Origin of the sequence: Streptomyces sp. NPDC048434 (assembly GCF_043200375.1) — a bacterium.
Classification (GTDB): domain Bacteria; phylum Actinomycetota; class Actinomycetes; order Streptomycetales; family Streptomycetaceae; genus Streptomyces.
Genome location: NZ_JBICXQ010000032.1, coordinates 87517 through 101510, shown reverse-complemented (window position 1 = coordinate 101510; position 13994 = coordinate 87517). Strand labels below are relative to the sequence as shown.

Annotated in this window: 12 protein-coding genes; 11 read left to right on the top strand and 1 reads right to left on the bottom strand. The window is 68.4% G+C overall.

What is annotated here, in order from left to right; genetic code table 11:
• The first annotated feature begins 95 nt into the window (after positions 1–95).
• From arc to prcA, 5 genes are all read left to right on the top strand, one after another.
• Positions 96–1862 carry a proteasome ATPase gene (gene arc, locus ACGFWI_RS31980; RefSeq protein WP_393909534.1) on the top strand — a complete coding sequence of 589 codons (1767 nt, stop codon included), beginning with the start codon at positions 96–98 and terminating at the stop codon, positions 1860–1862.
• Positions 1863–2138: 276 nt separating this feature from the next.
• Positions 2139–3650 (top strand): depupylase/deamidase Dop, encoded by a 1512-nt coding sequence (gene dop / locus ACGFWI_RS31975; RefSeq protein WP_393909533.1) that lies wholly within the window; start codon positions 2139–2141, stop codon positions 3648–3650.
• Positions 3651–3839: 189 nt separating this feature from the next.
• A complete protein-coding gene (locus tag ACGFWI_RS31970; protein WP_159747643.1) occupies positions 3840–4058 on the top strand; it encodes a ubiquitin-like protein Pup in 219 nt (72 codons plus the stop codon).
• A gap of 313 nt (positions 4059–4371) precedes the next feature.
• Entirely contained in the window at positions 4372–5394 is a 1023-nt protein-coding gene (gene prcB, locus ACGFWI_RS31965; protein ID WP_393909532.1) for a proteasome subunit beta, read from the top strand.
• A gap of 69 nt (positions 5395–5463) precedes the next feature.
• Positions 5464–6369 (top strand): proteasome subunit alpha, encoded by a 906-nt coding sequence (gene prcA / locus ACGFWI_RS31960; protein ID WP_393909531.1) that lies wholly within the window; start codon positions 5464–5466, stop codon positions 6367–6369.
• A gap of 45 nt (positions 6370–6414) precedes the next feature.
• Here prcA and ACGFWI_RS31955 read toward each other — a convergent pair whose 3' ends face one another.
• Positions 6415–7491 carry a LacI family DNA-binding transcriptional regulator gene (locus ACGFWI_RS31955; protein ID WP_393909530.1) on the bottom strand — a complete coding sequence of 359 codons (1077 nt, stop codon included), beginning with the start codon at positions 7489–7491 and terminating at the stop codon, positions 6415–6417.
• Positions 7492–7613: 122 nt separating this feature from the next.
• Between ACGFWI_RS31955 and ACGFWI_RS31950 the strand changes: the two genes are divergently transcribed.
• The 6 genes from ACGFWI_RS31950 (at position 7614) to ACGFWI_RS31925 (ending at position 13951) form a co-directional block, all read left to right on the top strand.
• Positions 7614–8873 (top strand): MFS transporter, encoded by a 1260-nt coding sequence (locus tag ACGFWI_RS31950; protein WP_393909529.1) that lies wholly within the window; start codon positions 7614–7616, stop codon positions 8871–8873.
• A gap of 9 nt (positions 8874–8882) precedes the next feature.
• The gene (gene pafA, locus ACGFWI_RS31945) at positions 8883–10244 is read left to right on the top strand and encodes a Pup--protein ligase (protein ID WP_393909528.1); all 1362 of its coding nucleotides are present in this window, start codon (positions 8883–8885) and stop codon (positions 10242–10244) included.
• Between the two features lie 135 nt (positions 10245–10379).
• A complete protein-coding gene (locus ACGFWI_RS31940; RefSeq protein WP_393909527.1) occupies positions 10380–11369 on the top strand; it encodes an FKBP-type peptidyl-prolyl cis-trans isomerase in 990 nt (329 codons plus the stop codon).
• A 68-nt stretch (positions 11370–11437) separates the two neighbouring features.
• Positions 11438–11812 (top strand): FKBP-type peptidyl-prolyl cis-trans isomerase, encoded by a 375-nt coding sequence (locus ACGFWI_RS31935; protein ID WP_393909526.1) that lies wholly within the window; start codon positions 11438–11440, stop codon positions 11810–11812.
• 206 nt (positions 11813–12018) lie between these two features.
• Positions 12019–12984 (top strand): helix-turn-helix transcriptional regulator, encoded by a 966-nt coding sequence (locus ACGFWI_RS31930; protein ID WP_393909525.1) that lies wholly within the window; start codon positions 12019–12021, stop codon positions 12982–12984.
• 16 nt (positions 12985–13000) lie between these two features.
• On the top strand, positions 13001–13951 hold the full coding sequence (locus ACGFWI_RS31925; protein ID WP_393909524.1) for a helix-turn-helix transcriptional regulator: 951 nt from the start codon (positions 13001–13003) through the stop codon (positions 13949–13951).
• The last annotated feature ends 43 nt before the right edge of the window (positions 13952–13994 follow it).

Below are 13994 nucleotides of genomic sequence, written 5' to 3'. Positions count from 1 at the left end.
ACACGCCCCGACAGTCTTTTCGATCTAGGGGTTTCAACCTGCACCGGCCCAGGTAGGGTCAGGAAGCGTCCAGCTCCTTGGAGGAGGTGAGGACCGTGGCAGCCCACGACGACGACATCAACCGCGGCATCCGGCCGGGGCGAGGGTCTGAAGATCCCGCCGGTCAGGTTGCCTATCTCGAGCAGGAGATCGCCGTCCTGCGACGCAAGCTCGCCGACTCTCCGCGTCACACGAGGATTCTCGAAGAGCGGATCGTCGAGCTGCAGACCAACCTGGCCGGCGTCTCGGCGCAGAACGAGCGTCTCGCCAATACTCTCCGCGAGGCCCGCGACCAGATCGTCGCGCTCAAGGAGGAGGTCGACCGGCTCGCGCAGCCGCCGGCCGGCTTCGGTGTCTTCCTGCAGACGAACGAGGACGACACGGTCGACATTTTCACCGGAGGCAGAAAACTCCGGGTGAACGTCAGCCCCAGTGTGGAGACCGAGGACCTCAGGCGTGGCCAAGAGGTCATGCTCAATGAAGCGCTCAACGTGGTCGAGGCCATGAAGTACGAGAGCGCCGGCGACATCGTCACCCTCAAGGAGATCCTTGAGGACGGCGAGCGCGCCCTGGTGATCGGGCACACCGACGAGGAACGAGTGGTGAGGCTCGCCGAGCCACTGCTGGACATCACCATCCGGCCCGGGGACGCCCTGCTCCTCGAGCCCCGCTCCGGCTACGTCTACGAAGTCATCCCGAAGAGCGAGGTCGAGGAACTCGTCCTCGAAGAGGTCCCGGACATCGACTACACCAAGATCGGCGGTCTGGGTGGCCAGATCGAACTGATCCGGGACGCGGTCGAGCTTCCGTACCTCTACCCCGACCTCTTCAAGGAACACGAACTCCGTCCGCCCAAGGGCGTCTTGCTCTACGGCCCGCCGGGCTGCGGCAAGACTCTCATCGCCAAGGCTGTCGCCAACTCCCTTGCCAAAAAGGTCGCCGAGGTGACCGGGCAGCCCGCGGGGAAGAGCTTCTTCCTCAACATCAAGGGCCCCGAGCTGCTCAACAAGTACGTCGGCGAGACGGAGCGGCACATCCGGCTGATCTTCCAGCGCGCCAGGGAGAAGGCGAGCGAGGGCACCCCCGTCATCGTCTTCTTCGACGAGATGGACTCCCTCTTCCGTACCCGGGGGTCCGGTGTCAGCTCGGACGTGGAGAACACCATCGTCCCGCAGCTGCTCTCCGAGATCGACGGCGTCGAGGGCCTCGAAAACGTGATCGTGATCGGTGCCTCGAACCGCGAGGACATGATCGACCCGGCGATCCTGCGCCCCGGCCGTCTCGACGTGAAGATCAAGATCGAGCGTCCGGACGCGGAGGCCGCCAAGGACATCTTCTCCAAGTACCTCACGGAGCGTCTGCCGCTGCACACCGACGATCTCTCCGAGCACGGAGACTCGCGGAAGGCCGCGGTCAGCGGGATGATCCAGTCGGTCGTTGAGCAGATGTACGCGGAATCCGAGGAGAATCGCTTCCTGGAGGTCACCTACGCCAATGGTGACAAGGAAGTCCTTTACTTCAAGGACTTCAATTCCGGCGCGATGATCGAAAACATCGTAGGACGCGCAAAGAAGATGGCCATCAAGGCCTTCCTCGAACACAATCAGAAGGGGCTTCGCGTCTCCCACCTCCTCCAGGCCTGCGTGGATGAGTTCAAGGAGAACGAGGACCTGCCCAACACCACCAACCCGGACGACTGGGCCCGGATCTCCGGAAAGAAGGGCGAGCGGATCGTATACATCCGTACGCTTGTCACCGGAAAGCAGGGCGCAGACACCGGTCGCTCCATCGACACGGTGGCGAATACCGGCCAATACCTGTAACACCGCTCTCCGGCTGCGGATGTCCTGCACGGGGCGTCCGCAGCCGGACGCTTTTCCGGGGGCGCCAGAACCGCACCCCATAAGGGCGCGGTGGACCAGGGAAAACCGGACTGGAGCAATGACTGTAATGATCTCCACAGCGCCGCAAAGGCGTTCTAGGCTCTTCGGTACCGCTGCGTCACGCTGTGCGGGCGTGGGGCACGCACACGGACCGGAAGCGCAGCGGTACTTGAGCGCCGACCCCATCCGGGGGCGTCGCCGGGCAAGGAGGGCCGCATGACCGTACGGCGAGTAATGGGAATCGAGACGGAGTACGGGATCTCCGTCCCCGGCCACCCGAACGCCAATGCCATGCTCACCTCGTCCCAGGTCGTCAACGCCTACGCGGCCGCGATGCACCGGGCACGCCGTGCCCGCTGGGATTTCGAGGAGGAGAACCCGCTGCGTGACGCCCGCGGCTTCGACCTCGCACGCGAAAATGCGGACGGCAGCCAGCTCACGGACGAGGACATCGGCCTGGCCAACGTGATCCTGACCAATGGGGCCAGGCTCTACGTCGACCACGCCCACCCCGAGTACAGCGCCCCCGAGGTCACCAATCCGCGTGACGCCGTGCTGTGGGACAAGGCCGGCGAGCGGATCATGGCCGAGGCGGCCGAACGGGCCGCCCAGGTCCCCGGCGCCCAGCCCATCCACCTCTACAAGAACAACACCGACAACAAGGGCGCCTCCTACGGGACGCACGAGAACTACCTGATGAAGCGGGAGACCCCCTTCTCGGACATCGTGCGGCACCTGACGCCGTTCTTCGTCTCCCGCCAGGTGATCACCGGCGCCGGACGGGTCGGTATCGGCCAGGACGGCCACGATCACGGCTTCCAGCTCAGCCAGCGCGCCGACTACTTCGAGGTGGAGGTCGGGCTGGAGACGACCCTCAAACGGCCCATCATCAACACCCGCGACGAACCGCACGCGGACGCGGAGAAGTACCGCCGGCTCCACGTGATCATCGGGGACGCGAACCTCTCCGAGATCTCGACGTATCTGAAGCTGGGCACCACCTCGCTGGTGCTCTCCATGATCGAGGACGGCTTCATCGCCGTCGACCTGGCCGTCGACCAGCCCGTCCGCACCCTCCACCAGGTCTCGCACGATCCCACCCTGCAACATCTGATCACGCTCCGCAGCGGCCGCACGCTCACCGGCGTACAGCTCCAGATGGAGTACTTCGAGCTGGCCCGCAAATATGTCGAGGACCGCTACGGGGCGGATGCGGACGAGCAGACGAAGGACGTCCTGACCCGGTGGGAGGACGTGCTCGGCCGGCTGGAGAACGATCCGATGAGCCTGTCCGGTGAGCTGGACTGGGTCGCCAAGCGGGAGCTGATGGAGGGCTACCGGCGCCGCGACGGCCTGGAGTGGGACGCGGCGCGACTGCACCTCATCGACCTGCAGTACGCCGACGTACGGCCCGAGAAGGGCCTGTACAACCGTCTGGCGGCCCGCGGCAAGATGAAGCGGCTCCTGGACGAGCCACAGGTGCAGCGGGCCGAGCAGAAGCCCCCAGAGGACACCAGGGCCTACTTCCGCGGTCGCTGCCTGGAGCAGTACGCGGACGATGTCGCGGCCGCCTCGTGGGATTCGGTCATCTTCGACCTGCCCGGACGTGACTCCCTGCAACGGGTTCCCACGCTGGAGCCACTGCGGGGGACCCGTAAGCACGTGAAGGAGCTTCTGGACCGCTGTCGTACCGCAGAGGAGCTGGTGAGGACGCTGTCCGGCCGCTGAGCTTCGGCAGGTGCACGACAGAATTCGTCACGATCCACAGCCGATCCGCGGCTGAAATCGTCGCGGTGCGGGAATCATCGAGGTGACTCCCGGGCTTTGCACCAAGTGCAGGGCCGATGTCGGACCCTGCTTGTAGGGTCGGATCTTGAAGGTCACATCGAGCGGGGCGAACCGAGCGGGGTGAGGGACATGGCGACCAAGGACAGCGGCGGCGGACAGGCCAAGGCCACGCGTTCCACCGAAGAGGTCGAGGAACAGACCGAGGACGCGCAGGCCTCGGAGGACCTCAAGGAACGCCAGGAAAAGTTGTCGGACGACGTGGATTCCGTCCTGGACGAAATCGATGACGTACTCGAAGAGAACGCCGAGGATTTCGTTCGAAGCTTCGTGCAAAAGGGCGGGGAGTAGAGCGACCCGGACGTGCTCGATTCAGGGGGGCCGAAGCGTTGCGCGCGGTGCGGGAAAGCCTGACCGTGCGCGGCCTTCGGGCGACATGCGGGGGGCCCGACGACCGTCAGGGCCGCCGCGTGGCGTCCGTCCGGAAAAGCATTTCGGCGCGGGACGGGCGGGCGAAGAATTCCGTGCACTGCCGGCCGGTCCCCCGCGGGCACCCGGTCACCCGCGCACTCGCTCGGTACGCCGCAGGGCACCGGAACGGCTCCGCTTGCGAGGGGCTGCCGGCCCGCTGCCCCGCGGCACCGTCGTGACCGGGCGTGACGCAGTGAGCAAGGAGCAGTTCGCGATCCGCCCCGGGCCGGTGCCCGGGCAGGTGGATCACGACCGCGATACGGGTAAGGTCCGAGTCGTACTGTGCTTCAACTGCAACTCGGCACTCGGCAAGTTGAGGGATGTCCCCGACGCCACGCTCGGGGGCGATCGCATATCTGGAAGGAATCGTGTGGAAGCCAATACTCGAAGCACCGGGCGTCTACCAGCTGCCTTCCTGACGCCTGGATCCTCGTCCTTCATGGATTTCCTCGGCGAGCACTCGCCCACCCTGCTGCCGGGCAACCGCCCGTTGCCGCCGGTGCAGGGTGCCATTGAGGCGCCGCACGGCACGACGATCGTTGCCGCGGGGTTCCCCGGAGGCGTGGTGCTCGCCGGCGACCGGCGGGCGACGATGGGCAATGTCATCGCGCAGCGTGATATCGAGAAGGTTTTCCCGGCCGACGAGTATTCGGCGGTCGGCATCGCGGGTACGGCGGGCCTCGCGGTGGAGATGGTCAAGCTTTTCCAGCTGGAGCTGGAGCACTTCGAGAAGGTCGAGGGTGCCCAACTCTCCTTGGAGGGCAAGGCGAATCGTCTGTCGACGATGATTCGCGGCAATCTGGGGATGGCCATGCAGGGCCTGGCCGTGGTGCCGTTGTTCGCCGGCTATGACCTCGACCGCGAGAAGGGCCGTATCTTCTCGTACGACGTGACCGGCGGGCGCTCGGAGGAGCACGGCTTTGCGGCGACGGGTTCCGGCTCGGTCTTCGCGCGCAGCGCGCTGAAGAAGCTCTTCCGGGAAGATTTCACGGAGGATCAGGCCGCCACCGCTGTCGTCCAGGCGCTGTATGACGCGGCTGACGACGACTCCGCGACCGGCGGACCCGATATGGCGCGGAGGATCTACCCCATCGTCACGGTGATCACCGAAGACGGCTTCAGGAGGCTCACCGAGGACGAGGTCTCGGAGATCGCCCGTGCCGTGCATGAACGCCGCCTCGAACAGCCCGACGGCCCGCGCGCCGCGCTGCTCTGACGGGACGGATGTTCCGCAATGCTCCCCCAGCTACCGAGAGAGCTTTTGACAGGAAGGGACGGATAGCCGGTGTCGACGCCGTTCTATGTCTCACCCCAGCAGGCCATGGCCGACCGTGCCGAGTACGCCCGCAAGGGCATCGCGCGGGGCCGCAGTGTCGTGGTGCTGCAGTACACCGACGGCGTGGTCTTCGTCGCCGAGAATCCCTCCCGCGCCCTGCACAAGGTCAGCGAGATTTACGACCGGATCGCCTTTGCGGCGGTCGGCAAGTACAACGAGTTCGAGAATCTGCGGATCGGCGGTGTGCGCTACGCCGATCTGCGGGGCTACACCTACGACCGTGAGGATGTGACCGCGCGGGGCCTGGCGAATGTCTATGCCCAGACGCTCGGCACGATTTTCTCCAGCGCCGCCGAGAAGCCGTACGAGGTCGAGCTGATCGTCGCCGAGGTGGGCGCGGCCGCCGAGGACGACCAGATCTACCGGCTGCCGCACGACGGCTCGATCGTCGACGAGCACGGCTCGGTGGCCGTCGGCGGCAATGCGGACCAGATCAGCACCTATCTCGACCAACGCCACCGCGACGGTATGACGCTGGCCGAGGCGCTCAAGCTGGCGATGGAGTCGCTGTCGCGGGACAACAACGGCGGTGAGCGCACGCTGACAGCCGACCAGCTGGAGGTCGCGACGCTGGACCGTACGCGCCCCCAGCAGCGCAAGTTCAAGCGGATCCTGGGCCGGCAGCTGTCCCGGTTGCTGGACGAGAGCGGTGGAGCGGGCGCCGGGGACGCGGACGCCGATGAGGGCGCCGGTGCCGGGGAGTCCGGGACCACCGCCGAGGGAGCCGACGACAAGGGCTCCAAGGACAAGGGCTCCAAGGACAACGGAAGCAAGGACAACGGAAGCAAGGACAACGGAAGTAAGAGCAAGGGTGCTTCGGGCGAGGACGGCCCCGAAGGGGAGCCCCTGCTCTGACGTACTGCTGAGGGGCTGTGTGCCCCGATCGCGCGCCCCGGTGGCTCACTGCCCGCCGGGGCGCGCTGCGTTTCCGGGGGCGGTTGCGGGCGGGGCGGTGGAGCCGCGGGTGACCAGTTCGACCGGCAGGGTGGGGGCCTCGGCCGGGCGGCCGTCGAGCACGCTCATCAGGGCCCGCATCCCGGCCTCGCCGAACTCCTCAGCGGGCAGTCGTACGGTCGTCAGCTCCGGCTCGACGGCGAGGGCCAGGGCCAGGTCGTCGAAGCCGGTGACGGAGACGTCCTCGGGGACCCGCAGGCCCAGTCGGCGTACGGCTTTGCAGGCGCCCGCGGCGATGATGTCGTCGTCGCAGAGCAGGGCCGTGGGGCGGGGACCGGGGGCGGTCAGGGCGGCGTGTGCGGCGTGCAGCCCGGCATCGACGCCGAGGGCGGCCGGTTGCCGGCGCAGCACCGCGCCGGGGATGCCCTCCAGGGCTTCGGTGACGGCGCGGGCGCGTAGCTCGAAGGTCCAGGAGTCCACATCGGCGGCGAGGTGGGTGATACGGCGGTGGCCCAGGGCCGTCAGATGGGTGGTCAACTGCCGTACGCCGTCGGCGATGTCGAGGTTGACGGTGGCGGTGGCCCGGTCGTCGTCGGGGTCGCTGTCCAGCATGACCAGAGGCAGGTCCGCGTCGCGGAGCGCGGTGAGGGCCTCGGCGGCCATGGAGGAGGCGATCACGCCGTCCAGGGTGGCCGCGGCGGAGTCGAAGGGGTCGCGGGCCGGGCCGATGCCCTCGGGGGAGGGGTAGAGGACCACTCCGAAGTCGTGGTCGGCGGCGACCCGGGCCGCGCCGGTGTAGACGCGCGCGAAGAATTCGGTGGTCAGGGCGGGGACGACCAGGAGTGCGGTGCGGGTACGGCCCATCCGCAGGCTGCGGGCGGCGAGGTTGGGGCGGTAGCCCAGCTCGCGGGCGGCGGTGCGGACGGCTTCGGCCTTGGCGGGGGAGACCCGGCCGTGCCATTTGTCGCCCAGGACGAGTGAGACGGTGGCCTGGGAGACCCCGGCGGCGCGGGCCACGTCCCGGCTGGTCGTGCGGCCGGCGGCCGGGCGCCGGCCGGGTGTGGTGGTCTCGTTGCTGGTCACCGGGTGTTTCGCTCCTCGCGTTCGGCCGTTGCGGGGTGGACTGCGGGTGAAGGTCATGGTACGTATAACGGCACAGGTTATACGTAACACGTCCGGCCGGTCCGGGCGGGAAAGGGGCAGGGATGGCCGCGGGATATGCGGAGCTGCTCAGAACCCGGCACGCGGCCCGGCTCCTGACGGGGACGCTGGTCGGCAGGCTGCCGAACGCCACCGCGGCGCTGGCCGTGGTGCTCTTCGTGCGCGCCGAGGGCGGCAGCTACGCCCTGGCCGGCGCGCTCTCCGCGGTCTACGGCGTCTGCAACGCCATCGGCCAGCCGCTGCTGGGCCGGGCGGTGGACCTCTGGGGCCAGCCGCGGGTGATGCTGCCCGCCTCCGTGCTCTCCGCGCTCGGTATGGCGTTGCTCGCGGCCGTCGGCCTGGATGTGCTGTGGCTCGCCTACGCCGCCATGGTGATCGCCGGTTTCTTCACCCCGCCCCTGGAGGGGGGCCTGCGGGCGCTGTGGCCCGGGGTCCTCCAGCGCGCGGACCGGGTGCACGCCGCCTATGCGCTGGACGCGGTGGCGCAGGAGCTCATGTTCGCGGTGGGACCGCTGCTGGTGACGCTGTGCGTGGCGGCCTGGTCGGCGGGGGCGGCGCTGTTGGTGATCAACCTGCTCGGGGTGCTCGGAGCGCTCTCCGTGGTCGTCTCCGAGCCGTCCCGGCGGTGGCGCAGCGGGCCGCGTGAGGCGCACTGGCTGGGTGCGTTGCGCTCGGCCGGGATGCTGGTGCTGATCGGGGCGTTCCTCTTCGTGGGGCTGGCGCTCGGGTCGATCGCGGTCGCGGCGGTGGCGTACGCCGATGAGCACGGCGGGGGGATGGTCTCCAGCTGGCTGCTGTCCGCGCTCGGTTTCGGCGCGCTGGCCGGTGGCCTCGTCTACGGCGCCCGCGAGTGGCCGGGGCGGCCGGAGAGCCGGCTGCGGCTGCTGATCGGCCTGCTGGCGCTGGGGTATCTGCCGCTGGTGCTGGTGCCGGGTGTCGTCGGGATGACGGCGTTGACCGGTGTCGCGGGGGTGTTCCTGGCGCCGGCCCTGGCCTGTGCGTTCGTGGTGGTGGACCGTCATGCGCCCCAGGGCACGGTGACGGAGGCGTTTTCCTGGCTGGTGACGACGTTCGGTGTCGGGTCGGCGGTGGGTGCATCGGTGGTGGGTCCGGCCGTGGAGAACGGTGGCGCGGTGGCGGGTTTCGCGGTGGCCGGCGCCGGTGGGCTCGCCGCGCTGCTCGTCCTTTTGTCGACGAAACGATTTCTCGGGGATCCCGTGCTGCGTACGGCGGGTGGGGCCTCGGCGGAAAATGATCGAAACGAGGCCGTCGAACCCGGTTTCAGAGCAGGGCATCAGGCGTAATGTTCAGTCATGGACCGCCGCATTTTCGGGCTGGAGAACGAGTACGGCGTCACGTGCACGTTCAGGGGACAGCGCCGACTGTCGCCTGACGAAGTGGCGCGGTACCTCTTCCGCCGTGTCGTGTCATGGGGCCGCAGCAGCAATGTCTTCCTGCGGAACGGCGCCCGCCTGTACTTGGACGTGGGTTCGCACCCGGAATACGCAACTCCCGAGTGCGACAACGTGACCGAACTGGTCACTCACGACAAGGCCGGCGAGCGTATTCTCGAAGGTCTGCTCGTCGACGCCGAGCGCCGCCTGCATGAGGAGGGAATCGCGGGCGACGTCTATCTCTTCAAGAACAACACCGATTCGGCGGGAAACTCCTACGGGTGCCACGAGAATTATCTCGTCGCCCGTCATGGTGAGTTCTCCCGGCTCGCGGACATCCTCATTCCGTTCCTCGTCACCCGTCAGCTGCTGTGCGGCGCGGGCAAGGTGCTGCAGACTCCGCGGGGCGCCGTCTACTGCGTCAGCCAGCGTGCGGAGCACATCTGGGAGGGTGTCTCCTCGGCGACGACCCGTTCCCGGCCGATTATCAATACCCGCGATGAACCGCATGCGGATGCCGAGCGATATCGCCGGCTGCATGTCATCGTCGGTGACTCCAATATGTCCGAGACGACCATGATGCTGAAGGTCGGCGCCACCGACCTCGTCCTGCGCATGATCGAGGCGGGCACGGTCATGCGGGATCTGACGCTGGAGAACCCGATCCGGGCCATCCGTGAGGTCAGTCATGACATTACCGGCCAGCGCAAGGTGCGGCTGGCCAGCGGGCGCGAGGCATCGGCGCTCGAAGTCCAGCAGGAGTACTACGAGAAGGCCGTGGATTTCTGCGACCGTCGCGGAATCCGTACGGGCACCGTCGAGCGGGTCCTCGAACTGTGGGGCCGTACGCTCGAGGCGATCCGGGACGAGGATCTCGACCGTATCTCCACCGAGATCGACTGGGTGATGAAACATCAGCTCATCGAGCGGTATCGCGCAAAGAACAACATCACCATGTCCCACCCTCGGGTGGCGCAGATAGACCTCGCGTATCACGACATCCACCGCCGCCGGGGGCTTTACTACCTCCTGGAGCGGAAGGGGCAGGCGGCGCGGATCTGCAACGACTTGAAGATCTTCGAGGGCAAGTCGGTGCCGCCGCAGACCACTCGCGCCAGGCTGCGCGGTGACTTCATTCGCCGGGCGCAGGAGCAGCGCCGTGATTTCACCGTCGACTGGGTGCATCTCAAGCTGAATGACCAGGCGCAGCGCACGGTCCTGTGCAAGGACCCGTTCCGCTCGGTGGACGACCGGGTGGAGAAGCTGATCGCAGGTATGTGACCCGCGGGGAATGCGGTGGTGTGCCGGGAGCGGAAGCTCCCGGCACATTGCCGTGTTGTGCTGAGAATCCTCCGGCGGGTCAGGTCGTAGAGTGGCAGGCATTGCCCACCCACCCCACGAGCCCGAGTTGGTCGAATGAACCTCACGAAGAACACCCGTCGCGCCGCCGCCGCTGCGCTGACCGTGCCCATCCTGCTGTTCACCGCCGCCTGCGGGTCCGAGGACAGCAAGAGCACATCGGGCGATGCCGTCGTCAAGGTCGAGGGCAAGGCAGGGGCAGAGCCCAAGATTACGGTGCCCAAGGGCGCCAAGCCGTCCGACAAGGTCGTCACCAAGACCCTCGTCAAGGGCAAGGGCGCCACGGTCACTAAGGGCGATGTGGTGCGGCTGGACTTCTCGGCGAAGTCGATGAAGGGTCAGAACCTGGGCAGCAGCTGGGCGCCGCGGCCCGGTGCCAAGCCGGGAGGTCCGCGCACCCAGGTTGTCGGGGAGGTCTCCGACCAGCCGACGCAGCAGATGCTGCCGCCGAAGGTGATGTCCGCGGTCGCCGGGCAGAAGGTCGGCAGCCGTTTCGAGGTCGAGGGCACCGCCAAGGCGCTGATCGGTGCGGGCCTGAACCCGAAGTCCGGTATCAAGCCGTCGGACGGCCTGGTGTGGGTCATCGATGTGGTCGGCGCGAAGAAGATCAACAAGAAGGCGAAGGTCGAGGGCGAGCAGGCGGCGCCGGAGAGCGGGATGCCCGAGGTGACGGCCGCGGACGAGAAGGCCGCGAAGATCACCATCCCCAAGGGGGAGAAGGCGCCCACGGGCCTCAAGGAGCAGGTCCTGATCAAGGGCAAGGGCCCCGAGGTGAAGGCGGGCGAGGGGCTGATCGCGCAGTACACCGGTGTGAAGTGGGAGGACGGCAAGAAGTTCGACTCGTCCTGGGACCACGGTGGCGCGACCGCCTTCCAGATCGGCACCGGGAGCGTCGTCCCGGGCTGGGACAAGGCGCTGGTCGGCAAGCACGTCGGTGACCGGGTGGAGATCGTGATTCCGCCGAAGCTGGCCTACGGCGGGAACCCGCAGAGCGGGCTGGACAAGAACACCCTGGTCTTCTCGGTCGACATCGTCGGCACGGTCTGACGGCGGCACCTACAAGATCTGCAAGACTGGCCCGGTAATCGTAAAGATTCGTAAGTAGGAGCACATTCGTGAGCATCGACAAGCCCGAGATCGACTTTCCTGAGGGCCCGGCTCCCACCGAGCTCGAGGTCGTGGACCTGACGGAGGGCGATGGGCCGGTCGCCAAGGCCGGGGACACCGTCTCCGTCCACTACGTCGGCGTGTCGTTCAGCACCGGCGAGGAGTTCGACGCGAGCTGGAACCGCGGCAAGCCGCTGCAGTTCCAGCTGGGCGCCGGCCAGGTCATCGCCGGCTGGGACCAGGGCGTGCAGGGCATGAAGGTCGGCGGCCGTCGTCGGCTGACCATCCCCGCGCACCTCGCGTACGGCGACCGCGGCGCCGGCGGCGGCCGGATCGCCCCGGGCGAGACGCTGATCTTCGTCTGCGACCTGGTCTCCGTCTGAGACCGCTGCCGGTCGCCGTGCGCGACCGCTGCTGACGTATTCCGGGGCCCGTGCCGCGATGGCACGGGCCCCGGGACGGGTAAGCCCTCGTTCCCTTCCGGCCCTGCGGGCGGATGAAAGGAGCGGGGGCTTACCCGTCCGGCTTTTGCCCTGACCTCCCCGAGCGGTACGGTCAACGATCGGGAGTTCAACGAGAAAGGGCGTCGATGGCCATTGCCAAGGCCGAGCGGCTGATGAATCTGGCGCTGTGCCTGCTGGGGACGCGACGCCCGCTGACCAAGCGTGAGCTGAGGTCGTCCATCGAGGCCTATATCGAGGCCAACAGCGACGACTCCTTCAACCGCATGTTCGAGCGCGACAAGGACGATCTGCGCGAGCTCGGCCTGGTCATCGAGACCGTCGAAGGCATCGAGGGCGACATCGGCTATCTCGCCCGCCGCGACAGCAACCGGCTGCCCCCGATCACGCTGGACGCCGAGGAGGCCGCCGCCCTGGGGCTCGCCGCGAAGATCTGGCAGCAGGCCCGGCTGGCCGGTGCCGCCAGCGGTGCGCTCCAGAAGCTGCGCGCGGCCGGTATGCCGCTCGGGGACGGCCCGGAATACGACGCCGGGCAGCCGCACAGCGCCCTGGAACCCCGTATCCCCGCCCATGAAGCCGCCTTCGAGCCGTTGATGCTGGCCTGCCGCGACCGCCGCCCGGTCGTCTTCGACTACCACAAGTCGAATGCCGCCCGCCCCGAGCAGCGACAGGTCGAACCGTGGATCCTCGAATGCTGGCGGGGTCATTGGTACGTCGCCGGCTGGGACCGCGAGCGACAGGCGGAGCGGGTCTTCCGGCTCTCCCGGATCACCGGCAAGGTCCGCTCCCGGCAAGGGGCGTTCACCGCGCCGGTGCCCGATCACGTCACCGTCCGCGAGACCGTCGAGAGCTGGGCCGGGGAGACCGCGACCGGCACCGCCAGGATCAAGCTCCGCGCCGAGCACGGCTATCCGTTGCGCGCCCGTGCGCTCAGCGTCTGCGAACTGGGCGGCGGCTGGGACGAGCTGGAGATCCCCAGCGGCCATGGACTCGACGCCTGGCTGGTGGAGTTCGGGCCGGATGTGGTCGTACTGGAACCCGCGGAACTGCGCGCCGAGGTCATCGACCGGCTGCGTGCCGTGGCCAAGGGCTGAGAGGGATACGAGACCCATGGCGACGAACGCGATCGACCAGACCCGCCGGATGCTGTCCTTGGTGACCTATCTGCGTGAGCGCCCCGGCGCCCGCGTCGGGGATGTCGCCCGCGCCTTCGGCATCACCGAGGACGAGCTGATCGCCGACCTCGACGTCCTGCCGATGTGCGGTACGAGCTTCCGCGGCGGCGACCTTCTGGACATCGACACCGACGGCGACCGCATCTGGTGGCACAACCCCGACGATGTCGCCGAGCCGCTGCGGCTGGCCGCCGACGAGGCGACCGCCCTGCTGGTCGCGGCCCGCGCGGTGGCCACCCTCCCCGGGCTGCGCGAGGGCGACCGGCAGGCGCTGCTGCGTGCCACCGCCAAGCTGGAGGCGGCGGCCGGAGAGGCGGCCGGCGCCAGCGCCCGGCTGTCGGTGACCTTCGAGTCCGAGGGCGGGGTCTTCGCCGACGTGGACCGCGCCATCGCCGAGCGGCGCCGCCTGTGGCTGCGCTACTACTCCCCGGCCCGTGACGAGCTGACCGAGCGCGAGGTCGACCCGATCCGGCTGTTCGCCGTCGGCCACACCTATATGGAGGCGTGGTGCCGGCTCTCGGAGGCCCGGCGGACCTTCCGGCTCGACCGGGTCGCCGAGATCAAGCTGCTGGACGCCCCGTCCGACCCGCCGCCGGTCGAGCTGCGCGATCTGTCGGAGGGACTGGTGCAGCCCGCGGCCGAGGACCCCGAGGTGTCCATCGAGGTCGGGCCCGGCGGCCGCTGGGTCGCCGAGTACTACCCGCACGACAGCGCCGAGGAGCTCCCCGACGGCGGACTGCGCATCACCCTGCGCACCCCCGACCCGGCCTCGCTGCGGCGGCTGGCGCTGCGACTGGGCCGCGACGGGCGGATCGTGGCGCCGCAGGAGCTCGCGGACAGTGCGCGGCAGGCCGCCGACCAGGCGCTCGCGGCGTACGGCGAGTGAACGCGGCGAAGCGGGCGGCGCGCCGTTCCGCGGGGGGAGAAGG